Source organism: Bacillus sp. YC2 (assembly GCF_019891195.1).
Lineage (GTDB): Bacteria > Bacillota > Bacilli > Bacillales > Bacillaceae > Bacillus.
In genome coordinates, this window is record NZ_JAHXDO010000002.1 from 109,808 (window position 1) to 132,509 (window position 22,702).

Annotated in this window: 22 protein-coding genes; 1 reads left to right on the forward strand and 21 read right to left on the reverse strand. The window is 46.8% G+C overall.

Annotated elements, in window-relative coordinates:
• Positions 1-73 precede the first annotated feature (73 nt).
• The 15 genes from ffh to KY305_RS05615 all read right to left on the reverse strand — a co-directional run bounded on the left by ffh (position 74) and on the right by KY305_RS05615 (position 17,036).
• A complete protein-coding gene (gene ffh / locus KY305_RS05545) occupies positions 74-1,414 on the reverse strand; it encodes a signal recognition particle protein (protein ID WP_223061712.1) in 1,341 nt (446 codons plus the stop codon).
• Positions 1,415-1,427: 13 nt separating this feature from the next.
• The gene (locus KY305_RS05550; RefSeq protein WP_223061713.1) at positions 1,428-1,760 is read right to left on the reverse strand and encodes a putative DNA-binding protein; all 333 of its coding nucleotides are present in this window, start codon (positions 1,758-1,760) and stop codon (positions 1,428-1,430) included.
• A 210-nt stretch (positions 1,761-1,970) separates the two neighbouring features.
• Positions 1,971-2,960, reverse strand: coding sequence for a signal recognition particle-docking protein FtsY (ftsY, locus tag KY305_RS05555; RefSeq protein ID WP_223061714.1), 990 nt, complete (start codon positions 2,958-2,960; stop codon positions 1,971-1,973).
• A gap of 19 nt (positions 2,961-2,979) precedes the next feature.
• Positions 2,980-6,540: a chromosome segregation protein SMC gene (smc, locus tag KY305_RS05560; protein WP_223061715.1), complete on the reverse strand. Its 3,561-nt coding sequence runs from the start codon at positions 6,538-6,540 to the stop codon at positions 2,980-2,982.
• A 103-nt stretch (positions 6,541-6,643) separates the two neighbouring features.
• Entirely contained in the window at positions 6,644-7,393 is a 750-nt protein-coding gene (rncS, locus tag KY305_RS05565; RefSeq protein ID WP_223061716.1) for a ribonuclease III, read from the reverse strand.
• Positions 7,394-7,531: 138 nt separating this feature from the next.
• Positions 7,532-7,765, reverse strand: coding sequence for an acyl carrier protein (acpP, locus tag KY305_RS05570; protein WP_003154310.1), 234 nt, complete (start codon positions 7,763-7,765; stop codon positions 7,532-7,534).
• Between the two features lie 85 nt (positions 7,766-7,850).
• Complete coding sequence (gene fabG, locus KY305_RS05575) at positions 7,851-8,591, reverse strand: 3-oxoacyl-[acyl-carrier-protein] reductase (RefSeq protein ID WP_223061717.1); 741 nt, start codon at positions 8,589-8,591, stop codon at positions 7,851-7,853.
• Positions 8,584-9,537 carry an ACP S-malonyltransferase gene (gene fabD / locus KY305_RS05580; RefSeq protein WP_214799372.1) on the reverse strand — a complete coding sequence of 318 codons (954 nt, stop codon included), beginning with the start codon at positions 9,535-9,537 and terminating at the stop codon, positions 8,584-8,586. The genes fabG and fabD overlap by 8 nt, the downstream gene beginning before the upstream one ends.
• 18 nt (positions 9,538-9,555) lie before the next feature.
• On the reverse strand, positions 9,556-10,554 hold the full coding sequence (gene plsX / locus KY305_RS05585) for a phosphate acyltransferase PlsX (protein ID WP_214799375.1): 999 nt from the start codon (positions 10,552-10,554) through the stop codon (positions 9,556-9,558).
• Between the two features lie 13 nt (positions 10,555-10,567).
• On the reverse strand, positions 10,568-11,134 hold the full coding sequence (fapR, locus tag KY305_RS05590) for a transcription factor FapR (RefSeq protein ID WP_223061877.1): 567 nt from the start codon (positions 11,132-11,134) through the stop codon (positions 10,568-10,570).
• A gap of 104 nt (positions 11,135-11,238) precedes the next feature.
• Complete coding sequence (recG, locus tag KY305_RS05595) at positions 11,239-13,287, reverse strand: ATP-dependent DNA helicase RecG (protein ID WP_223061718.1); 2,049 nt, start codon at positions 13,285-13,287, stop codon at positions 11,239-11,241.
• Positions 13,265-14,167: an L-serine ammonia-lyase, iron-sulfur-dependent, subunit alpha gene (sdaAA, locus tag KY305_RS05600; protein ID WP_223061719.1), complete on the reverse strand. Its 903-nt coding sequence runs from the start codon at positions 14,165-14,167 to the stop codon at positions 13,265-13,267. Before sdaAA ends, recG begins: the two co-directional genes overlap by 23 nt.
• 20 nt (positions 14,168-14,187) lie before the next feature.
• Positions 14,188-14,850, reverse strand: a complete 663-nt coding sequence (gene sdaAB / locus KY305_RS05605) for an L-serine ammonia-lyase, iron-sulfur-dependent subunit beta (RefSeq protein ID WP_214799380.1) — start codon at positions 14,848-14,850, stop codon at positions 14,188-14,190.
• 140 nt (positions 14,851-14,990) lie between these two features.
• Positions 14,991-16,658, reverse strand: a complete 1,668-nt coding sequence (locus KY305_RS05610) for a DAK2 domain-containing protein (RefSeq protein WP_223061720.1) — start codon at positions 16,656-16,658, stop codon at positions 14,991-14,993.
• A gap of 15 nt (positions 16,659-16,673) precedes the next feature.
• Positions 16,674-17,036 (reverse strand): Asp23/Gls24 family envelope stress response protein, encoded by a 363-nt coding sequence (locus KY305_RS05615; RefSeq protein WP_061520482.1) that lies wholly within the window; start codon positions 17,034-17,036, stop codon positions 16,674-16,676.
• Positions 17,037-17,295: 259 nt separating this feature from the next.
• Here KY305_RS05615 and rpmB point away from each other — a divergent pair, with 259 nt between their 5' ends.
• Positions 17,296-17,484, forward strand: a complete 189-nt coding sequence (rpmB, locus tag KY305_RS05620; protein WP_003154328.1) for a 50S ribosomal protein L28 — start codon at positions 17,296-17,298, stop codon at positions 17,482-17,484.
• A 76-nt stretch (positions 17,485-17,560) separates the two neighbouring features.
• Here the strand turns inward: rpmB and spoVM are convergent, their stop codons facing one another.
• From spoVM to KY305_RS05650, 6 genes are all read right to left on the reverse strand, one after another.
• Complete coding sequence (gene spoVM, locus KY305_RS05625) at positions 17,561-17,641, reverse strand: stage V sporulation protein SpoVM (protein ID WP_061520481.1); 81 nt, start codon at positions 17,639-17,641, stop codon at positions 17,561-17,563.
• 86 nt (positions 17,642-17,727) lie between these two features.
• Complete coding sequence (locus KY305_RS05630) at positions 17,728-18,372, reverse strand: thiamine diphosphokinase (protein ID WP_223061721.1); 645 nt, start codon at positions 18,370-18,372, stop codon at positions 17,728-17,730.
• 66 nt (positions 18,373-18,438) lie between these two features.
• On the reverse strand, positions 18,439-19,092 hold the full coding sequence (gene rpe, locus KY305_RS05635) for a ribulose-phosphate 3-epimerase (RefSeq protein ID WP_214799388.1): 654 nt from the start codon (positions 19,090-19,092) through the stop codon (positions 18,439-18,441).
• 1 nt (position 19,093) lies between these two features.
• Positions 19,094-19,984 carry a ribosome small subunit-dependent GTPase A gene (gene rsgA, locus KY305_RS05640; protein ID WP_223061722.1) on the reverse strand — a complete coding sequence of 297 codons (891 nt, stop codon included), beginning with the start codon at positions 19,982-19,984 and terminating at the stop codon, positions 19,094-19,096.
• Positions 19,985-19,998: 14 nt separating this feature from the next.
• Complete coding sequence (gene pknB / locus KY305_RS05645) at positions 19,999-21,942, reverse strand: Stk1 family PASTA domain-containing Ser/Thr kinase (RefSeq protein WP_223061723.1); 1,944 nt, start codon at positions 21,940-21,942, stop codon at positions 19,999-20,001.
• Positions 21,936-22,697, reverse strand: coding sequence for a Stp1/IreP family PP2C-type Ser/Thr phosphatase (locus tag KY305_RS05650; protein ID WP_223061724.1), 762 nt, complete (start codon positions 22,695-22,697; stop codon positions 21,936-21,938). The genes pknB and KY305_RS05650 overlap by 7 nt, the downstream gene beginning before the upstream one ends.
• Positions 22,698-22,702: the final 5 nt, after the last annotated feature.

Below are 22,702 nucleotides of genomic sequence, written 5' to 3' on the forward strand. Positions count from 1 at the left end.
ATAGTATATTAACAATGATAAAAGTGTTTGTAAAGTGTTTTTTCTTAACAACGGTTTTATCATGTATAACCGATTACATAAAAGGTAATTTAAAGCCTTTTTTCTTCCCTTTTGACATGTTTGTCATTTGCTTCATCATTTTTTTCATTTCCTCAAACTGCTTTAAAAGACGGTTGACTTCCTGAACGGATGTTCCGCTTCCTTTCGCAATCCGCTTGCGCCGGCTGGCATTGATGATATCCGGCTGTTCTTTTTCAAGAACAGTCATTGATTTAATGATCGCTTCTACATGATTAAGCTGTTTTTCATCCACTTGGATGTTTTTTAAGCCCTTCATTTTGCCTGCGCCGGGCATCATTTGCAGCAGTTCGTCAAGAGGGCCCATGTTTCTGACCTGACCGAGCTGCTCCAAAAAGTCGTCCAATGTGAAGCTCATCGTCCTCATTTTTTGTTCAAGCTCTTTGGCTTTGTCTTCATCGACTGTCGCCTGAGCTTTTTCGATCAAGGTTAACACGTCACCCATTCCGAGAATCCGGGAAGCCATCCGTTCAGGATGGAACGCTTCAAGCGCGTCGAGTTTTTCTCCCAATCCCGCAAACTTAATCGGCGTGTTTGTCACTGCGCGGATAGAAAGCGCAGCGCCGCCGCGGGTATCCCCGTCAAGCTTCGTCAATACAACACCGGTTAATCCGAGCTGATCATTGAAGCTTTTGGCAACGTTTACCGCATCCTGACCGGTCATTGAGTCTACGACAAGGAAAATTTCCTCAGGATTTGCAACTTCCTTTACGCCGGCGAGCTCATCCATCAATTCATGATCAATGTGCAGGCGTCCGGCGGTATCTATAATCACATAATCATAGTGCTCTTCCTTCGCTTTTTCAATCGCCTGTTTGGCGATTTCCAGCGGGCTGACCTGATCGCCGAGTGAAAAAACGGGCATATCAAGCTGTTTCCCCAGTGTTTCCAGCTGCTTGATCGCAGCGGGGCGGTAGATATCCGCAGCTGCGAGCAGCGGTTTGCGATTATGCTTTTTACGCAGCAGGTTGGCAAGCTTCCCCGTGGTTGTCGTTTTACCGGCACCTTGGAGCCCGACCATCATAATAACGGTCGGCGGGCGTTTGGCAACGGCGATTTTGCTCTCTTCGCCGCCCATCAGCTCGGTAAGCTCTTCTTTTACAACTTTAATAACCTGCTGTCCGGGTGTCAGACTCTTCATGACGTCTTGCCCGACGGCCCGTTCACTTACTTTTTTCACAAAATCCTTTACGACTTTAAAGTTAACGTCAGCCTCAAGAAGTGCAAGACGGACTTCACGCATCATCTCTTTAACGTCTTGTTCGCTGACTTTTCCTTTTCCGCGGATTTTTGAAATCGTCTTTTGCAGTCGGTCGGCTAATCCTTCAAATGCCATTGTTTGCCGCCTCCTAATCTAATTTCTCAAGCGCTTCAATCAGAGCCGTCATTTCTTTTTCTTCCCGCAAGCCGGAAGCAAGCTCTTTCAGCTTTGTAAACATCTCTTTACGCTCCTGAAACTTCTTTAAAAGGAGCAGTTTTTCTTCATATTGTTCAAGCATCGCTTCTGTCCGTTTGATGTTATCGTAAACGGCTTGTCTTGAAACGTCATACTCTTCGGCTATTTCACCAAGGGAGAAATCGTCCAAATAATAAAGCGACATATAACTCTTTTGTTTTGACGTCAACAACGACTGGTAAAAGTCAAACAAATAGTTCATTCTCGTCGTTTTTTCGAGCGACATTTGAGCTCTCCCCTTTGTTAAGTCAAATCCCTTTACAAAAACTTAGTTTACATGGTTTCAAAGCAACTGTCAAGTTTTTATCTTGTCAATGGAAAGCCAGCCGAAATCCCTTCATTCTCTCTAGAATATTATGCCGTTTTCATTTTATTCCGCGGCTTTCTGTAAGCGAAAAGCCGGAGCGCTTTTTGCGCCCCGGCTGAAACCGGCAGTCTATTCTTCCGCGTTTTCCACTAAGTCTGAAAAGAGTCCGTATACGTACGACTCCGCATCAAACCGCTGGAGATCATCGACTTTTTCGCCGAGGCCGACCAGCTTGACCGGAATGTGGAGCTCATTACGGATCGCCAAAACAATTCCGCCTTTTGCGGTTCCGTCGAGCTTCGTTAATGCGATTCCCGTCACATTTGTCGCTTTGGAGAATTCTTTAGCCTGCGCCATCGCATTTTGTCCTGTCGTCGCATCGAGAGCGAGCAGAACCTCATGGGGCGCGTCAGGCACTTCTCTTTCAATGACGCGTTTTACTTTTTCAAGCTCTTTCATTAAGTTTACTTTATTTTGAAGGCGGCCAGCCGTATCACAAATTAACACATCCGCGCCTCTCGCTTTTGCAGCATGTACGGCATCGTAAATAACCGCCGCAGGATCACTTCCGGCAGCCTGCTTAATCACAGGCACGCCAGACCGTTCTCCCCATACTTCAAGCTGTTCAATCGCTCCCGCCCTGAATGTGTCTCCGGCAGCAAGCACGACTGACTTGCCCTCGTTTTTCAGCTTATGGGCAAGCTTTCCGATCGTTGTCGTTTTTCCGACGCCGTTTACACCGACAAGCAGGATGACATTCAAGCGGCCGTCCTGAATATTCAATTCAGAAATTTGTTCATCGCCGCTGTTATAAATCTCGACAAGCTTTTCAGAAATAACGGACTGAACTTCCTGAGGGTCTTGGATATTCTTCAGCTTCACTTCTTTTTTCAGCTCGTCAATCAGCTCCATTACTGTTGTAAAGCCTACGTCCGCGCTGATCAGCAATTCCTCAAGCTCTTCAAAAAAGTCTTCGTCAACTTTTCGGTAGCGGGAGACGAGATCGTTCACTTTAGTTGAGAAAGAGTTTCTCGTTTTTTCAAGTCCTTCTTTAAATTTTTCAGATACGGAGTCTGTCTGTTTCGTGATTTTCTCTTTTAATTTTTTAAAAAAGCTCATCTTTCAACCTCTTTCCTCGTTACTGAACGAATTCTTTTGTTTCTTCCAGTTTCACTGAAACCATCCTGGAGACGCCGGATTCCTGCATGGTGACGCCGTAGAGGACATCCGCTTCTTCCATCGTGCCTTTTCTGTGGGTGATGACGATAAACTGGCTGTCGCCGCTGTATTTCTTTAAGTATTGCGCAAACCTGAAGACATTGGCTTCATCAAGCGCAGCTTCAACTTCATCAAGAACGCAAAACGGCACAGGCCTTACCTTCAGAATGGAGAACAAAAGGGCAATGGCTGTAAGCGCCCGTTCTCCGCCTGACAACAGATTTAAGTTTTGCAGTTTTTTCCCCGGAGGCTGCGCGATGATGTCCACACCTGAGTTGAGAAGGTCATTCGGATCGGTAAGCTTCAGTTCGGCGCGTCCTCCCCCGAATAAGGAACGGAACACGTCATTAAAGTGAGAACGGATTTGGACAAACGTCTCATGAAAACGCTTCGTCATTTCGGAATCCATCTCTTCAATGACTTGGAACAACGTATTTTTCGCTTCTGTCAGATCATTTTTTTGCTCTGTTAAAAACTCATACCGCTCATTGACTCTTTCAAATTCATCAATGCTTCCGAGATTGACCGTTCCAAGCTCTTCAATTGACAGCTTGATCAGTTTGACCCGTTTTCTTGCTTCTTCAGGTTCTGTTTCGAGGTGATACTTTTCTTTCGCCCCTTCAAAGGATAAGCTGTATTCTTCCCGTAAATATTGCAGTAAATTATCGAGCTCTACTTCCATCCGGCCCAGCTTTACTTCTTCATCTTTCAGGATGGCTGTTTTTTGCTTGTACAGGCGTTTCATCTCTTTCAGTTCAAGCTCGTTCGTATCAAGAGCCCGCTGGAGTTTGACACGCTGGTTGCGACGTAACGCAATCAGTTCAATCGTTCTCGTTTTATCGTGCAGCTTATGCTTTGCCGCTTCTTCAAGCTGCTCTTCCCCGCTCGTGCTTGAGGTCATCTCTGAGGTTAAGAAGCTTAAATCTTCTTTCGTTTCTTTTAAGGCGAGCTGTGTTTCTTCAAGCTCTTTTTTCAGCCTTGTGAGATTTTCCTCTTCGCTCGTGCATGCCTGTTCTTTTTTCGCTGCGGCTACTTTACATTCTGTCAGCTCATGGGAGAGCGTTTCTTTTGTAGAGGATTGAGTTTGCTTTTGCTTTGTCAGCCTGTCCATTTCCTCTTCAAGCTCTTTCAGCTGGGTTGATGCTTCTTGGAGCTGCTTTTCCAATTCCGACTTGCGCATCTGTTTCTCCCGGCTGTTTTCAGTGAGTGACGCTTTCTCCTGATCATAAAGCTCCAAATGGGTATTGATGTTTTTTTCGGCGACTTCAAGTTCATACAGCCGGCCTTTTACATCCTGCTGTTTGCTTCTGAAGGCTTCACCGTCTTCACGCAAGCCGGTGAGTGTATTCTCAAGTTCCTGAATGGCTTGTTTCAGAGTTTTGACTTCTTTTTCGAGCACGGCCGTTTTTTCTTCCATTTCGGTAAGCCGCGCCGTCACTGTTTCAAGCTCACGGCTTCTGCCCAGCAAAGAATTGTTTTTCTTTTTCACCGCACCGCCCGTCATAGACCCGCCGGGGTTGACGACATCGCCCTCAAGCGTGACGATGCGGTAGCGGTGGCCGAGAAGCTTGGCCAGTTCATTTGCGCCTTTTAAATTCTCGGTAATCAGCACCGTGCCGAGAAGGTTTTGTATGACGTTTCGGTAAGCCGGGTCATATGTGACGAGCCCGCTTGCTGTGCCGAGAAAAGAAGGATGCCCTTGTGCCACCTGCTCGTCCCGTGATTGCAGCTGGCGGTTTTTGATCACCGAAAGCGGCAGAAACGTCGCGCGGCCGAAAGAATTCTGTTTTAAATATTGAATCGCTTTTCTCGCGGACTGCTCATCTTCTGTGACAACGTGCTGCGCCGCTGCGCCGAGCGCGATTTCGATCGCCGTTTCATATTTTTGTTCGGTGGTGATCAGTTCAAGAACGGCGCCCCGGATTCCGCCGAGCTGCTCCTTCGCTTTCAGCACTTCTTTTACACCTTGATAAAATCCTGAAAAGTCGCCTTGCATCGTTTCAAGCATATCCTTTTTAGATCTGGCCTGCTGGACAAATTGATATGCCTGATAAAGCGCGGATTCTTTTTTTTCATATTGGCGTTTTTTCTGTTCATATGCCGTCTGTACGTCGCGGTATGTGCCGACCTGATTGTGAATATCTTGTTCAATACGGGCCAATTCATCCTCACACGCCGCTTTGCGGACAGAAATGTCTTTGCGTTCTTGGATGTATTTTTCGTTATTTGCGGTCAGTCTTGCCTGCTGGACGGCTGATTGGGACATTTGGTCATCCAAAAGCTGAAGCTCATTCCGAATCGCCGCCTGACCGTTTAACAGCTCAAAGTAATCGCTTTTTAATTGTTCAATTTTCTCTTCTACGTTTTCGTTGTGCAGACTGAGGGCCTGCTGCTTTTCTTTCACCTGGGCTTTTAATTGTTTTACTTCTGCCCGCAGCTTGTCATAGACAGCCGACTGCTTCGAAATGCCGGCCTTCAGTTCGGTTTCTTTTTTTTCATAGTGCGTAACCGCTTCCTCAAGCTGTTCTTGGTTTTGTGCGGCGTTTTTTTTGCGTTCTTTCAGCACTTCTTTCCGGCCTTCGAGCTTCTCAAGCTCTTCACTTGTCACAAGCAGAACCTGCTGCAGTTCGTTTACTGATTCGTCAAGAGCGTGAATTTTATCTCGCGTCTCTTCAATCAGCGCTTCTTTGGCTGATATTGCGGACGATTCCGCAAGCTCTTCTTCTTTTGCCGTCTGTACTTTTTCTTTTAAGCCGGTCCATTTGCCATGCAGCTCTTCGATATCAAAAGCAGTGAGGGCAATTTCAACGTGCTCAAGCTCTTTCTTTTTCTCTAAATAATCTTTGGCGATAGACGCCTGGATTTTAAGCGGTTCGACCTGGCCTTCAAGTTCGTGAAGAATATCTTCCACCCTGTTTAAGTTATCCTGCGTCTCAAACAGCTTGTTTTCTGCTTTTTTCTTTCTTGTTTTATATTTCAGCACTCCGGCCGCTTCTTCAAAAATACTGCGGCGGTCTTCTGCCTTGCTGCTGAGAATTTCTTCGACTTTTCCTTGGCTGATAATGGAAAACGCTTCTTTTCCGAGCCCGGAATCCATAAATAAATCGATGATATCCTTCAGGCGGCACTGCTGGTTGTTAATGAGAAATTCACTTTCTCCTGATCGGTACACCCGTCTCGTCACACTGACTTCGTGAAAATCAATCGGCAGAAAGTGATCTTCATTATCAAGCGTCAAAGTAACTTCAGCAAGATTCAGCCGTTTGCGCGAGTCACTTCCGGCAAAAATAATGTCCTCCATTTTCCCGCCCCGAAGCGAACGGGCCGATTGTTCGCCCAGCACCCAGCGGATCGCTTCCGTAATGTTGCTTTTTCCGCTTCCGTTCGGTCCGACAACGGCCGTGACGCCTTTCACAAAGTCAACGGAGATCCGTTCTGCAAATGATTTAAATCCTATAACGTCTAAACGTTTGAGGAACATCTTAGATCCTCCTTATCGTATAAGTATTTCAATATTATCATAATCACACGCTTATATCAGTCGGCAAACATACTGAAATCCCCCTAGGAGATACAGGGGGATTTTATTGTTTCGTATGGTGTTTTTGCAATTTCGCAAGAGCTTCCTGTGCTGCGTGCTGCTCGGCTTCTTTTTTGGAGCGGCCGTTGCCGACACCGAGCGCTTCGCCTTTAAGAGAGACGATGGCTTCGAATTCCCGGTTATGGGCAGGCCCTTTTTCATTGAGTATTTTGTACTCAAGCGACCCTTTTCCGTCCCGCTGTACAAATTCTTGAAGCTGGCTTTTAAAATCCATCACATGAGAAAAAGCACCATCGTTTATTTTAGGGAATACATAAACTTTTAGGAATTGCTGAACCGGCTCAAGGCCCTGATCCAGGTACAACGCGCCGATAAACGCCTCAAACACATCCGCTAAAAGCGCCGGACGCTTTCTGCCGCCCGTCATCTCTTCTCCTTTTCCCAGCAGCACGAGGTCGCCGAAGGACAATTCGTGGGCAAGGGAAACGAGTGACGGCTCGCATACGATAGCGGCTCTCAGCTTCGTCAAATCTCCTTCACTCATGGCCGGATATTTGGCAAATAAGAATTGGGAGATCGTCAGTTCCAAAACAGCGTCACCTAAAAATTCAAGCCTTTCGTTATCTTCATACGGCTTTTTCCGATGCTCATTCACATAAGATGAATGTGTAAATGCTTGATACAAAAGTTTCTCGTTTTGAAAATGAACCGAAATCCGTTCTTGAAACTCTTTAAATTGCTCTATTTTTTTATAGAACTTTTTTTTATCTTTAAAATGTGAGTGTTTTGACATAGTAACCTCCATAGGCACATCAGGTTCACCGCGCTCCTCACCATAAACGGAATCGGCAGCGCGCACAGCGTCATACGCTGATAACCGCACGATTAAAGGGCTAAAGCCCCGCGGTTAGGCGGGACTTTCAGCATCAGCTTATTGCTGGTTTTGTATGTAGTTCACAGCGTCGCCGACTGTTGCAATTTTTTCAGCATCTTCGTCAGAAATCTCCATATCAAACTCGTCTTCAAGTTCCATAACAAGCTCAACTACATCTAGGGAATCAGCACCTAAGTCTTCCTTGAAAGAAGCTTCAAGTTTGACGTCAGCTTCATCAACGCCAAGGCGGTCTACGATGATCTTCGTTACACGCTCTAATGTATCTGCCATAGCAATTCACCTCCCCTCAAAGTATTATAGTGGATTCGTTTTTAAAAAACTAGAGAAACTAGGACGAAATTTTAAAAACAAATCTTTACATCACCATTCCGCCGTCAATATGAAGGGTCTGGCCCGTCATATAACGCGCTCCTTCAGAAGCCAGGAACGTCACAACGCTGCTGACATCACCGGGATCTCCGAAACGCGCGAGCGGAATCTGCTTCAGCATTTCATCTTGGACTTCTTTAGAAAGCTTGTCCGTCATATCTGTGGAAATAAAGCCCGGCGCAATGGCATTTACCGTAATATTGCGGCTTGCAAGCTCTTTAGCTGATGATTTGGTTAAGCCGATCACGCCGGCTTTTGCCGCCACATAGTTGGCCTGTCCGGGGTTTCCGCTGACGCCGACGATGGATGATACATTGATAATCCGGCCGGAACGCTGCTTCATCATCTGTCTTGTCACAGCTTTTGTGCAGTTGAATACACCCTTTAGGTTAATGTTAATGACGTCATCCCATTCATTTTCTTTCATTCTCATTAATAAATTATCTTTCGTAATGCCCGCATTGTTCACGAGAATGTCGATAGACGAAAATGCCGCGATAGCTTCTTTCATCATGTTTTGTACTTCTTCGGGATTTGATACATCCGCTTTTACCGCGATCGCGTTTCGGCCCAATGATTTAATCTCATCCACCACTTCATTCGCTTTCGCTTCATTGCCTGAATAATTGACCACAACATTTGCGCCGTTTTTCGCAAGGTCAAGCGCGATGGCCCGTCCGATGCCGCGTGACGCTCCCGTTACGACTGCCGTTTTTTCATTAAGCATCCTGGTTCTCCTCCTTCAGCGTTTGAATCGCCAATTCAATCGTCTCATGATCAGAAACCGCAATTGTTTTTAAGCGGCGGTTTACTTTTTTTACAAGCCCTGAAAGCACTTTTCCGGGCCCGATTTCAATAAAAGTCGTGACGCCTTCGTCAATCAGCTTATTGACGGTTTCTTCAAAGCGTACAGGTGAATAAAGCTGTTCGATCAGTTTTTTCTTGATATCGTCTTTTTCGGTCATAACATCTGCTGAAACATTTGAAATGACCGGAACAGCGGCATCTTTTAATTCACAGGCGTCAAGCACCTCTTCAAGCTTTTGTGCGGCGGGTTTCATTAATTCAGAGTGGAACGGACCGCTTACCTCCAACGGAATAGCCCGTTTCGCTCCGTTGTTTTTCGCTTCTTCTGATGCAAGCTCTACGCCTTTTGCCGTTCCCGAAATCACGATCTGACCGGGGCAGTTCAGGTTGGCAAGCTGCACGAGGTTGCCTTTTTCGGTCACTTGATCCGTTACCTTCTTCAAGGCTTCCGCGTCCATGCCGAGAATCGCAGCCATCGCCCCTTCTCCGGCCGGTACTGCTTCGTTCATAAATTCTCCGCGTTTTCTGACAGTGTAGACGGCGTCTTTAAATGATATCGCTCCAGCCGCAACAAGCGCTGAATATTCGCCAAGGCTGTGTCCGGCTGTAAAATCAGGCGTGATGCCGGATTCTTTAAATTTTTCTAATACGGCAATGCTTGTTGTTAACAGCGCGGGCTGCGCGTTATATGTAAGAGTTAATTCACTGGCGTCTCCTTCAAAAATCAGCGAGCTGAGCTTTGTTTCAAGCGTCTCGTCCGCTTCATCAAAAATACGCTTTGATGCTTCTTCCCGTTCATACAAGTCTTTTCCCATACCGATGAATTGTGATCCCTGTCCGGGAAATAAAAATGCAATCTTACTCATGATGCGGTAACCTCCAGACTACTCATCTGTTTTTTCTTCTTTTACTTCTTCTTCAATAAATGCAGCTACGTTTTGGCTGACCATTTCTCTCGCCTGGCGCACTGCATGGTAAACGGCGCGTGCGTCAGAAGAGCCGTGCGCTTTAATGACAGGCGCTTTTAATCCGAAAAGACTCGCTCCGCCGTACTCAGAATAATCCATTTTAAGCTTCATTTCCATCAGTTTCGGTTTCAGCACCCCGGCTGCAAGCTTTGATGCGAAACTTGATGTAAGCGTGTCTTTCAGCATTTTGAAAATGGATAAAGCCGAACCTTCCAATGTTTTCAGCGTGACATTTCCCGTAAAGCCGTCTGTGACAATGACGTCGGCAGCGCCTTCTAACAGATCTCTCGCTTCAACATTTCCGACGAAATTGACGTTTGTTTCTTTTAATAATTCAAAGGTCTTTTTCGTCAGCTCGTTTCCTTTCTTCTCTTCCGTGCCGACATTTAATAAGCCTACCCGCGGTGAGGGGATACCGAGAACCTGGCGGGCATAGACAGAACCCATTATCGCATACTGAACAAGATGTTCTGGTTTGGCATCGACATTGGCTCCCACATCAAGAAGAAGGAACCCGTCGCCTGATACGGTCGGAAGCGTCGGTGCGAGCGCCGGACGGTCAATTCCTTTAATTCTGCCGACGATAAACAGCCCCGCTGTCATCAGCGCACCCGTATTCCCCGCCGAAATGCAGGCGTCCGCTCTGTTTTCTGCCACTTCCTGCGCCATCAGCACCATGGAAGAATTTTTCTTTCTGCGTACGGCGCGAACCGGTTCGTCCGTCGGTTCAATCACTTCGTCGGCGTGCAATACGGTGATGCGGTCTGATGTTGTTGGCAAATGTGATTCTATTGTTGTCTTGTCACCGACAAGCGTAATATGAAGATCGTCAAAAGCCTCTATACTCTTCATTACTCCGTCAATAACAGCTTTGGGTGCGTTGTCGCCTCCCATTGCATCTACAGCTATTCTCATGCATGCTCCACCTTTATGAATGTTTTGAACGGTACATGTCAAAATCCCCCGAGAAAACGACTTCTTCTCCTACATAGCTGTTGACTTCGACTACCGTTCTGCCTTTTTCTTTTTCGACTGCCGTCACCTTTGCTTTTGCAACGACGCGTTCTCCCTCTTTTACCTGTCTTGTAAAACGGATATGCGCGCTTGCGGTCAGCGCCAGTTCATCATCAATTACGGCAACGGCGAGTGAGTTCGCCTGCGCAAACAAATGATGCCCCCGCGCAATTTGATTGCGGCTGAAGACATGCTCGCGTCTTACTTCAAATATAGAAATGGCCTGGCCGTCAAGCTCCAGATCAATGATTTCACCGATTACTTCATCTAACGGCAGTGACTTCACTTCGTCTTCAAGTGTTTGTTCTGCCACGTTTTTAATTCTTTCTCTAAGCTCCGGTATGGAGAGCTCTAAGCGGTCCAAACGGATCGTCTGAATGCTTACTCCGAATTTCCCCGATAATTCCTCATCTGTGATGAAGGGTGTCGATTTGATCGTCTGCTGTAATAATTTTTGGCGTTCTTTCTTATTTCTTCTCATCATTAAACACCATCCGGACAATTAAGACTAGGTACTAATAGTAGTATATAATTTCATAGATTGGAATGCAATGATTGTTTACGAAGAAAACCAAAATTTCCGGCTCAGCTTAATTTCTCGCCTTCAAGGACGCCGCTTGAGATTAAGTGATCCCGCAGTGCGCGGTATTCGTCATCTTTCCAGAAAGCCTCTGAGGATACAAGATTCACTGCATCCTGCCGGGCCGTTTCCAGCGCTCTGTAGTCATGAACCATATCAGCCACTTTGAATTCAGGCATGCCGCTTTGTTTCTTCCCGAAAAAGTCGCCGGGCCCGCGCAGTTCTAAGTCTTTTTCTGAAAGCTCAAAGCCGTCGTTTGTCTCCGACATGATTCTCATCCGCTCTTTGCCGGTTTCAGATTTCGGATCGGCCATTAAGATACAAAAGGACTGGTGCTCCCCCCGGCCGACCCGGCCGCGAAGCTGGTGAAGCTGTGATAAACCGAAGCGGTCAGCATCATAAATGACCATGATGGTCGCATTCGGCACGTTTACTCCGACTTCAACCACGGTTGTTGATACAAGAATTTGACAATGGTTGGCGCTGAAATCTCTCATGACCTGGTCTTTTTCATCAGAATGGAGCTTGCCGTGCATCAGGCCGACATTCCATTTTCCGCGGTAAACGTCAGACAGCATGTTGTACACATCAATTGCATTCTGCACATCAAGCTTGTCCGATTCTTCAATGAGCGGGCAAATGATATATGCCTGTCTTCCCTGCTTCAGCTCTTTTTCAATAAAAGCCAAAATCCGCTCCAGCATGTCATGCTTGACCCAATAGGTTTCAATCTGTTTCCGCCCGGCAGGCATTTCATCAATAACGGATACATCCATTTCTCCGAATACGGTAATGGCAAGGGTCCTCGGAATCGGCGTGGCGGTCATAAACAGCACATCAGGGTCCTGGCCTTTGCTTCTGAGCTTTTTGCGCTGCTCGACTCCGAACCTGTGCTGTTCGTCCGTAATGACAAGGCTTAAAGCTTTAAATTCCACTTCATCCTGAATTAAGGCGTGAGTGCCTACAAGAATATCAATCTCTCCGAGGGCAAGGCGCTCCAGCAGCTCCCTGCGCCGTTTTCCTTTTACGGAGCTGGTCAAAAGCGCAATGTTGACATCTTCGTTCGCAAATAAAGATACGAGGGAGTCGGCATGCTGCTCAGCAAGGATTTCCGTCGGCACCATTAAAGCCCCTTGATATCCAGAGAGAATCGCGGCGTATAAAGCGATAGCGGCGACGGCTGTTTTCCCTGATCCGACATCGCCTTGCAGCAGACGATTCATTCTGTAAGGCGATGTCATATCCGCCGTAATTTCACGCAGCACACGCGTCTGGGCATCTGTAAGCGAAAAGGGCAGGCTGCTGACAAAGGCGGTGAGCTTTTCGGCCGGAAACGAATGGCTGATGCCTTCTGACTGTTCTCTTTCCGCCTTTCGGAACGCCTGCATCTTCAGCTGGAATATTAAAAATTCTTCATAAACAAATCGGCGTCTTGCCTGCTGTAAAGATTCTCTCGTTTCCGGCTGGTGCATCGTCTGCAAGGCGCGGCGGTAATCAAGCAGTTTGTAGCGGATTCTCAGTTTCTCAGGAAGCGGGTCAGCGGCCGCATCAAGATGATGCTGCAGCGCTTCCTTGATAAATCGCCTCATCATTTTAACGGTGACGTTTTCTTTAACGGAATATACCGGCTCAATGCTTTTGTCTTCTTGGTGCGGGCCGTTTTTTAATTCCTGCACCGAAACGGTCTGCCTGTGTTTGTCCCATTTTCCGGATATCGTGACGACAGAACCGAGTGAAAGCTTCTTTTTTAAGTACGGGCGGTTAAAACAAACAGCCGTGATTAAATAGTTTCCGACAAGCACTCTGAATGTGAGCCTGTTTCGTTTTTTGCCGTAATAGGTAAGAGAAGGTTCTGAATGAACCTTCCCTTCTACGGTGACTCTCTCTTCATGTTTTACTTCTTCTAAATCCCTCAGCTCATAGTCATCATAACGGTAAGGGAAATAATTCAGAAGATCAGAAATATCATATATACCCAGTTCATGTAATGTTTTTTCTGTTTCCGGCCCAATGCCCTTAATATCCGCTATACTAGTTTGCTGATGTTGTTTCACTTGACTTTAGCGCTCCTCCGAATATTTTTTTCTCTAATTCTCTTCCCGTCGGTGTCGCGGCTAAACCGCCTTGTCCCGTTTCTCGAAGTGCGGTCGGCATTGTTTGTCCGATTTTGTACATCGCGTCAATGACCTCATCGCAAGGGATGCGGCTTGTGATGCCGGCAAGCGCCATATCTGCCGCAATCATTGCGTTGGATGCCCCCATTGCGTTCCGTTTGACGCAAGGCACTTCAACCAAGCCTGCAACCGGGTCACACACGAGGCCGAGCATATTTTTAAGCGTAATCGCCATTGCTTCCGCTGATTGCTGAGGCGTTCCGCCCGCCATTTCCACAATTGCAGCCGCTGCCATCCCGGAAGCCGACCCGACTTCTGCCTGACAGCCGCCGGCCGCCCCTGAAATACTCGCATTATTCGCAACGACAAAGCCGAAAGCACCGGCTGTAAAAAGAAAACGGATCATTTGTTCTGTCGTCGGGTTGAGCTTATGCTTTACGGCAAATAAAGTCCCCGGCACAACCCCCGCCGAACCGGCAGTCGGAGTCGCACAGATCGTTCCCATCGCAGCATTGACTTCATTTGTCGCTACAGCTTTTGAAACGGCGTCTAAAATAAGATTGCCTGACAGGCTCTTTCCTGATTGAATGTACGCCTGAAGTTTAACCGCATCTCCGCCTGTTAATCCGGTTTGGCTTGTAACGCCATTCAGCCCTTTTTCGACTGCGGCCTCCATGACGGAAAGGTTGCGCTCCATCCCTTGAAAGATTTCTTCTCTCGTTTTTTGGGTAACTTCCATCTCTTGCGTAATCATGACTTCTGAAATCGGAATTTGTTTTTCTTTTGTGATTTCGATTAATTCTTTTACATTACGAAACATGTCATATTCCTCCTGACTTTTTAGTCAGCTATCTTAGTAACCTGAATAATATTCGGCAGTGTTGAAAGTTCGTCAAGCACTTCTTCATCAATATTCTGATCGACTTCAATCGTCATCAGCGCAAGCTGGCCGACGTCTTTGCGGGCAACTTCCATATGGCCGACATTGATGGAGAATTTCGCAAGCACATTGGCAACCCCCGCAATGGTGCCGAATTTATCATTATGAACCACTAAAATGGCCGGGTGGTTTCCTGAAAGACGCAGGTCAAAACCGTTTAATTCCGTTATTTCTATTTTGCCTCCGCCGATTGAAATACCGGTAAGGGCAAGCTCTCCCTCATCATCCGAAATGACGATGCGCGCCGTGTTCGGGTGAACGGGCACGGCGTCTTCAGTGCGGAACTCTACATGTATGCCCTTTTCTTCAGCGATTTGAATCGCTGTTTTAATTCGTTCATCAAATGTATCAAAATCAAGCAGGCCGCCGATAATGGCGACATCAGTGCCATGTCCCTTGTACGTTTCCGCAAACGATCCGTAAAAGGATACAACGATACGCCGGGGCTCCCGCCTGAATAAACTTCTGGCCACTCTGCCGATCCGTGCGGCTCCTGCCGTATGTGAGCTGGATGGGCCGATCATAACCGGACCGATAATATCAAAAACGCTCCTATACTTCATGCTGTTTGTTCCTCCTTATCATCACTTCTTCAGCGCTTTTCTTTAGACTAATTGATCATTTATAAATTGGCAAGCCGGCGCGCTGCCGCACTGGCGCAGGTAAATAACGGCATAAGAATAGAAGGGCCTAAAAAGCCCTTCTATTCCGCCGCAAATATATATGGGTACAGAGGCTGTCTGCCGTTATGGATTTCAACCTCGATATCGTCGTAAACGCTTGTGAGATAATCGCCGAGTTTCTCAGCTTCTTCTTCTGATGCGTCCTCTCCATACAAAATAGTTACGATTTCATCTTCTTCCCCAATCATTTCATCAAGCAGCAATTTTGCGGCAGAAAGCCGATCGCCGGCGCTGCCGATAATCGAGCTGTTTAAAATTCCGATAAAATCACCTTTTTTAATATCCTTGCCGTCTATGTGGGTATCCCTGACAGAGTAGGTCACCTGGCCGCTTTTCACATGCTGTATCGCTTCAAGCATGCCGGCTTCATTCACCCCAGCTGACTGCTCGGGATTAAACGCAAGCAGCGCAGCCATACCTTGAGGCACCGTTTTGGCCGGAATGACAATTACCTTTTCCTCAGCAACACTCGCCGCTTGATTGGCTGCCATCACAATATTCGAATTGTTCGGAAGAATGAATACCGTTTCCGCGTTTACAGACTTTACGGCCTCAACAATATCTTCAGTGCTGGGGTTCATCGTCTGCCCGCCTTCAATGACATGTGACGCGCCGATGCTTGTAAACAGTTCAGAAATGCCTTCCCCCATGGCCACAGTCACGATTCCAAAAGGTGTTCGCGCCGCCTTCGAGACGCCTGCCGGCTTCTGCTCCCCGGCCTCTTGGCTGAGAATGGAGGTATGCTGTTCCCTCATGTTTTCAATTTTGATTTTGATTAAATCACCGTAACGCTGTGCCAAATTGAGCACGTTTCCCGGTTCCTCGGCATGAATATGGACTTTTGCCAGCGTATCATCGGCAACGACCAGCAATGAATCGCCGAAACGGCTCAGCTCATTTCTGAACGTATCTTCACTGAACGTTCGTTTATCTTGGTCCAGCCTTACCATAACTTCCGTACAAAATCCGAATTCAATATCTTCTGTACTCAGCATGCTCTGCGCGCTTTTATGATGCTCGGCATTCACCATATCGTCGAGCGCCGGCAGAACCGCTTTTTTTGAAACGGTTTCTCCTTTTAATGAAGCTAAAAAGCCTTCATATACACAAAGCAGGCCTTTTCCGCCGCTGTCAACGACACCGACGTCCTTTAAAACAGGGAGCAGGTCCGGCGTGCGGTTCAGTGACGCTTCCGCTTCTTCAATGACCGCCTCCATTAACGCAATGATATCGGTTTCTTCTTTGGCTGAGGCGACCGCTTTTTTAGCCGCGTCTTTCGCCACCGTTAAAATTGTTCCTTCAACCGGCTTCATCACCGCTTTATATGCCATATCCACTCCGGCTTGAAGAGCCGCGGCAAATTCTTTGGCGTTTATTTCTTTTTTGTTCTCAATGCTTTTTGTGAAACCTCTGAATAATTGGGACAAGATCACCCCTGAGTTCCCTCTGGCTCCCATAAGCAGGCCTTTTGACAAGGCGATGCCGACTTTGCCGATTTCAGGAGAGTCAAGGTGCTCAACTTCCCTCGCGCCTGATGACATGGATAAATTCATGTTTGTTCCGGTATCGCCGTCAGGCACAGGAAATACGTTCAGCGCATCGACTGCCGATGCGTTTTGAGACAATGTCTCAGCCCCCGCCAGAATCATTGCCGCAAAGGCTCTTCCATCTAAGTTTCGTCTAGACAATACTCATCCTCCTCACTACGGGTTCGTTACACGTACGCCTTGGACATAAATATTTACAGAATCCACTGCAAGTCCGATTGTTTGATTTACTGTGTATTTTACTTTCGTCTGAACATTGTAGGCTACCTCTGATATTTTTGTGCCGTAGCTGACAATAATGTACATGTCGATATGTATTTGTTCTGCTTCCTGGCGGACATGCACGCCTCTTGCGAAGTTCTCTTTCCGGAGGATTTCAGACAAACCGTCTTTAATCTGGTTTTTTGAGGCCATCCCCACTATTCCGTAACAGTCAATGGCAGCGCCTCCGGCAACCATTGCGATGACTTCGTTAGATATATCAATCTGTCCGTATTTTGTCTTCATTTCAATGGACACACAGGTTCCTCCTTCGGGTGCATAGAGTTATAGCTATTCTACTATATGTATTCCATTATGAAAAGAAAAGATACAGACAGCAACATTGCAAGAAGAAATGTTGCTGCTTTTACATGTCAAGTGATTTTTCTTGAAAGTAGGGTAAACAATAGTTGCAAACGGTTTTTAGCTGTGGTAAATTATTTAAAGTATTGTATAACGAAAGCATCTAAGACACTATGTTTGGAAAAGATGTTTCGCGCAGTTAGGAGGGAAACAAATGGCACGTAAATGTTTTATTACAGGTAAAAAAACAAAAGCCGGCAACAACCGTTCTCACGCAATGAACGCTTCTAAGCGTACTTGGGGCGCCAACCTTCAAAAGGTCCGCATCCTTGTTGATGGCAAACCTAAAAAAGTATATGTATCTGCTCGGGCTTTGAAATCCGGTAAAGTTGAGCGTGTATAAGCAAAAATGAACGCCTGCCCCTTTTATGCGGCAGGCGTTTTTATGTGTTCAAAGAGGGCAATTCAGCTTCTGAGGCTTACTCTTTTCTAAATGAGCTCAGCATCGCCCGGACAATTCCTCCTAAAAACTTCGGCAATTTAATGGTATAAAATTTCATTTTTGTCCCCTCCTATAAGTCCCGTATCCGCTGCGTTCATCACTTTAGGATTCATGGTTTTTCCGTATATGGCAGAAGCCGCTTTTTTAATCCGCGCTCCTTACCATTATTAATATGCCTTTTGCAAACGAAAAAGTACCTCGTGAATGAATGAGTTCGTTACTAATACATAGTGTGGAACCGAGGGTAATATGACAATTATTCAGCGGATATTTGAAACCTTCCAGGGTCATGCCGTCTGCGGCTTCCGTAAAGGGGATAAATGAAATATAGCGTTTGTCACTTCTTGCATCAAGCGTATAACGCCCCGGAGCGAACATTTGAATTTCATTCTGCCGGTCTATCAGCCTGATAGCGGCGTTTGTTTTTAAGCCTTTGTAAAGAAGCTGAATGTTCCCTAAAAAGTGGTCGGCTCTCCCGCCCGTAACACCAAACATGTGAATGTTGTTCGCATCCATCTTTAAAGCCCAGTCAAGGGCCAGCTCAAGATCGGTCTGATCCTTTTCTGCCTGAAAGACATGCAGGCCGGGCGCCGCTTTTTCAATTTGTCGGCGCTCCTTATCTGTTATGCTGTCAAAATCGCCGAACGCTTCTTTCGGAATCAGCCCGGCTTGTAAGAGAGTGACCGTACCCTTATCCACTCCGACCCACGTCGTATCGCTGTCCGTATACTTGGTCAGATCAGGGATGAGCTCAGGAGGGCCGCCTGCAACGATATTGATTGTATTCATATGGCTTTCCTTTCTCTTTCAACCAAGAAAAGAGCCTATTCGGCTGATGCCGGGCTCTTTTTCAGCTTATTTGCCGCTTCGGATATCAGAAATGGCTTTTTTTCGGTCTGCTTGATTATAAACAGCAGAACCGGCAACAAGCAGATTGGCGCCCGCTTCAGCGCATAAAGGCGCTGTTTCTTTATTGACGCCTCCGTCCACCTCAATTAAAAGCTCAGTTAAACCTCTTTCCTCGGCGAGCTGTTTGACTTCACGAATTTTCGGAAGGACTGAATGAAGGAAAGTCTGCCCTCCGAAACCGGGATTAACCGTCATTAAAAGCACGAGATCAAGCTCGTCGATGATATGCTCGATCATTTGGACAGGCGTGTGCGGATTGAGCACGACTCCCGCCTTCACTCCCTGCTCTTTGATCAATTGAACGGTCCGGTGAAGATGCGGGCACGCTTCAACGTGGACAGATAATATATCCGCTCCCGCTTTCGCAAATGAAGGAATGTAGCGGTCGGGATTTTCAATCATCAGATGCACATCAAGCGGCAGATCTGTCACCGGACGGACCGCTTCCACGATAAGCGGGCCGATTGTAATGTTAGGGACGAAATGGCCATCCATGACATCAATATGGATATAGTCCGCCCCTCCCTTTTCCACGTCTTTAATTTCCTCGCCTAATGAAGCAAAATCGGCGGAAAGAATTGATGGCGCAACCTTCATCATATTAATACCTCGGCTTTCTGTCTTTTATTTCCTGCATGAATTCTTTGTAATGCTCATAGCGGTACGGCTGGATTTCTCCTTCTTCTACCGCTTGCTTTACAGCGCATTTCGGCTCCTTCAGATGCAGACAGCCCCTGAATTTGCACGCAGCGCTGTTTTCTCTGATATCAGGAAACGTGCTTCCTAACTCTTCTTCTTCTACGTCTGTAAATTCCAGCGAACTGAACCCCGGTGTGTCCGCCACTAAACCGCCGGACGTATGAATGAGCTCCACGTGGCGTGTCGTATGCTTCCCGCGGCCCAAATGCGCGGAGATTTCATTTGTTTTCAGCTCAAGCTCCGGGCTGATCGCGTTTAACAGCGATGATTTTCCGACACCGGACTGTCCGGCAAATACCGTCGTCTTATTCGGGAAATGTTTAGCGATGTCGGTTAAGCCGCTGTTTTCTTTTGAAGACGTAACATATACGTCATACCCGATCTTTTGATAGTCTTTCACATAAGAAAGGATGGCTTCTTTCGTTTCCTGGTCTTCGGCTAAATCCATTTTGGTAATGCAGATGATCGGGTTAATGCCATTGGCTTCAACGAGAACGAGAAAACGGTCCAATAAAGACGTGCTGAACGCCGGCTGGACGGCTGAGAAGACGAGAACTGCCTGATCGACGTTAGAAATCGGCGGCCTGATCAGCTCATTCGTTCTTTTTTTGATTTCTAACAGATAGCCTTCTTTGTCGTTTTCAGCCTGATACACAACGTAATCGCCGACAAGAGGCGTTATTTTATTTTTTCTGAAGATGCCTCTTCCTCTGCATTGAATGATGCTGTCTTCAGATTCATCCAATACGTAATAAAATCCGCTTAATGCTTTAATAATTTTGCCCTCCGGCATACGGTCCCTCCTTGTCAGTCTTTATCATCCTTCGGGTATTCAATCGTTTTGTAGCTGACGACTTTATGGTTTACCATCACTTGATAATACCCTTTTTGCCCTTGTTCAATCTTCAGCTCGATCGTTTTTTCCGTCGGCTCTTTTATTTTAAACGTCTCATACGTATCAGAAATGCTGTGGTCTTTATCATCGATCGCGATTTGGACCTCAAGCTCGTCCCCTTCCTGATCCGGTTCGTAAGGAATGCTGATTTTTTCTTTTACCGTCTTGGCCGGCTTTTCCTCAGGACCGAGCGAAAATGTAACTTTGACATCGCTTCCCGGTTTCACCGCCGTCCCTGCCGACGGCTCCTGTTTGATCACTTGCCCTTCCGGCACGTCATCTGAATGGGCTTCTTTTTCAACCAGGTTCAGACCGTTATCCTCAAGATACCCTGAAGCCGCCTCTTTACTGTATGTTTTTAAATCTCTGAGCGTAATGTCCGCCGGGCCGATACTGACCGTCAAGTTCACTTCGTCATCCCCCGCGACCATCTCGGTGCCCGCTGACGGTTCTTGATCAATAACGGTTCCGGCATCACTGGCATCATTCACTTCTTTTACATTCACATGCTTGAAGCCTTTTTCCTTTAATGCTTCTTTCGCCTTGTCAATTGACCGGCCTTTTACGTCAACCAGCTCTGTTTTCGCTTTCCCTATACTTTTGTACAATTTTACAGAAGAACCTTCTTTTACGGTCGAACCCGCTTTAGGATCAGTTTTGACCATTAAGCCTTCTTGTACTTTTTCATCCTCAATGTCCGTTACATCAGAATCCGCCTGCAGCCCGTTCTTTTCAAGAAGCGCCTCGGCCTTTTCGTACTCCATTCCTTTTACGTCAGGAACGCTGACGTCTTTTGGAATAAAGAGAGACGGGAACACGGTGACGGCAAGGACAGAGGCAGTTATGAGAACGAAGCAGACAGCTAAAAGAATCCACGGCCATTTCCGCTTTTTCTTTTTCACAGGTTTTTTATCATCATCTTCAGCCTGCTTTTGCGTTTCAGGCGGGGTGACGCCTGAATCGTCTGTAATAACGGGTATCGCTTTTGTCATTTCCTCGTCATCTTGCACAGAAAATCTTTCTTCATTCAGCCTGTCGGCATCGAAAGCAGTTCTGATGTCTTCTTCCATGTCTTCCGCGCTTTCATAGCGGTGAAACGGATCTTTGGCGGTCGCCTTTAAAATAATGTTTTCGACGCTTTGGGGAATGGAAGGATTCCACTTTTTGGCCGAAGGTGTTTCTGCTTGAAGATGCTTTAACGCAATGCTGACGGCCGATTCCCCGTCGAAAGGAATTTTGCCCGTCAGCAGCTCAAAAAGCACGATGCCAAGCGCGTAAATATCGGATTTCTTAGTTGCCAATCCGCCTCTTGCCTGCTCGGGAGACAGGTAATGGACAGATCCCAAGACAGAATTTGTATGGGTGATTGTGGTCGAGCTGAGGGCGGTGGCAATGCCGAAATCGGTAACCTTTATATGCCCCATATGATCGATTAAAATGTTGTGCGGTTTAATATCCCGGTGCACGATATGATTTTGATGGGCATGGGCGATGGCTGAAACGATCTGCTCCATAATCGACAGCGCTTCCTTCGGGTGCAGCGGCCCGTGTGTTGTTATGTATTCCTTCAGCGTCATGCCTTCCACGTATTCCATGACAATATAATAAATATCGCCTTCTTCCCCGATATCGTAAATGCTGACGATATTCGGATGGTCAAGGCTTGATGCCGACTGCGCTTCTCTTCTGAAACGCCTGATAAAATCATTGTCATTCACAAAGTCAAACCGCAGAATTTTGATTGCGACTTCACGTTCGAGAATGATGTCCTCAGCTAAATAAACGTTCGCCATTCCGCCGCCGCCAATCGGCCGGAGAATATGATAACGCCCGCTGATCCGCTTGCCGGTTAGCACTTGTCTTCACCCTCTTTTGCATGTAAAGCAAGCTCAAGCAAAACTGCGGTAATATTATCCTCGCCGCCGTTTTGATTCGCTTTGTCGATGAGCAGGTCAACTTTTTCTTGAGGCGGAGATTCGGCTTGAAGCATTTGTTTTAATTCATCGTCTTCAATTTTATTCGTCAGCCCGTCAGAGCATAAGAGCAGCTGATCTCCTTCAGAAAGCTCAAATGAACGGGCATCAGCACTGATGTTTTCATCTGTTCCCAGCGCCCGTGTCAGAACATTTTTTCGCGGATGATGCTCAGCGTCTTGTTTAGAAATTTCCCCCGTGCGGACAAGTTCATTGACAAGTGAATGGTCTTCAGTAAGCTGAATGAAATCATCCTCTTGAAGCAGATAGCATCTGCTGTCTCCAATATGCGCAACAGTGACAAACTTCCCCGTAAATAACACACACACGATGGTCGTTCCCATTCCCCGGCATTCTTCATGCGCTTTGGCATGATCATATATCCGGGTATTCGCCTGCTGAATCCGTTCTTTCAGCCACACTTCGCATTCAGACGGCAGGGAAGGAACCGTTTCTGCCTGGTTCCATTGCTCCTCCATGGCCGCCACAGCCATCTTGCTCGCTACATCTCCGGCAAGATGGCCGCCCATTCCGTCGGCGACAACCGCCAATACTAAATCTTCTTTTCTGAAAATACCCGCATCATCTTCGTTATGCTGGCGGATTTTACCTGTATCTGTTTTTAAGGCTGTAATCAACCTCT

Coding starts and splice junctions, on each gene's coding strand:
- ffh (WP_223061712.1), bottom strand. CDS start 1,414: ATGGCATTTGAAGGATTAGCCGACCGACTGCAAAAGACGATTTCAAAA.
- KY305_RS05550 (WP_223061713.1), bottom strand. CDS start 1,760: ATGTCGCTCGAAAAAACGACGAGAATGAACTATTTGTTTGACTTTTAC.
- ftsY (WP_223061714.1), bottom strand. CDS start 2,960: ATGAGCTTTTTTAAAAAATTAAAAGAGAAAATCACGAAACAGACAGAC.
- smc (WP_223061715.1), bottom strand. CDS start 6,540: ATGTTCCTCAAACGTTTAGACGTTATAGGATTTAAATCATTTGCAGAA.
- rncS (WP_223061716.1), bottom strand. CDS start 7,393: ATGTCAAAACACTCACATTTTAAAGATAAAAAAAAGTTCTATAAAAAA.
- acpP (WP_003154310.1), bottom strand. CDS start 7,765: ATGGCAGATACATTAGAGCGTGTAACGAAGATCATCGTAGACCGCCTT.
- fabG (WP_223061717.1), bottom strand. CDS start 8,591: ATGCTTAATGAAAAAACGGCAGTCGTAACGGGAGCGTCACGCGGCATC.
- fabD (WP_214799372.1), bottom strand. CDS start 9,537: ATGAGTAAGATTGCATTTTTATTTCCCGGACAGGGATCACAATTCATC.
- plsX (WP_214799375.1), bottom strand. CDS start 10,554: ATGAGAATAGCTGTAGATGCAATGGGAGGCGACAACGCACCCAAAGCT.
- fapR (WP_223061877.1), bottom strand. CDS start 11,134: ATGAGAAGAAATAAGAAAGAACGCCAAAAATTATTACAGCAGACGATC.
- sdaAA (WP_223061719.1), bottom strand. CDS start 14,167: ATGTTTCGTAATGTAAAAGAATTAATCGAAATCACAAAAGAAAAACAA.
- sdaAB (WP_214799380.1), bottom strand. CDS start 14,850: ATGAAGTATAGGAGCGTTTTTGATATTATCGGTCCGGTTATGATCGGC.
- rpmB (WP_003154328.1), top strand. CDS start 17,296: ATGGCACGTAAATGTTTTATTACAGGTAAAAAAACAAAAGCCGGCAAC.
- spoVM (WP_061520481.1), bottom strand. CDS start 17,641: ATGAAATTTTATACCATTAAATTGCCGAAGTTTTTAGGAGGAATTGTC.
- KY305_RS05630 (WP_223061721.1), bottom strand. CDS start 18,372: ATGAATACAATCAATATCGTTGCAGGCGGCCCTCCTGAGCTCATCCCT.
- rpe (WP_214799388.1), bottom strand. CDS start 19,092: ATGATGAAGGTTGCGCCATCAATTCTTTCCGCCGATTTTGCTTCATTA.
- rsgA (WP_223061722.1), bottom strand. CDS start 19,984: ATGCCGGAGGGCAAAATTATTAAAGCATTAAGCGGATTTTATTACGTA.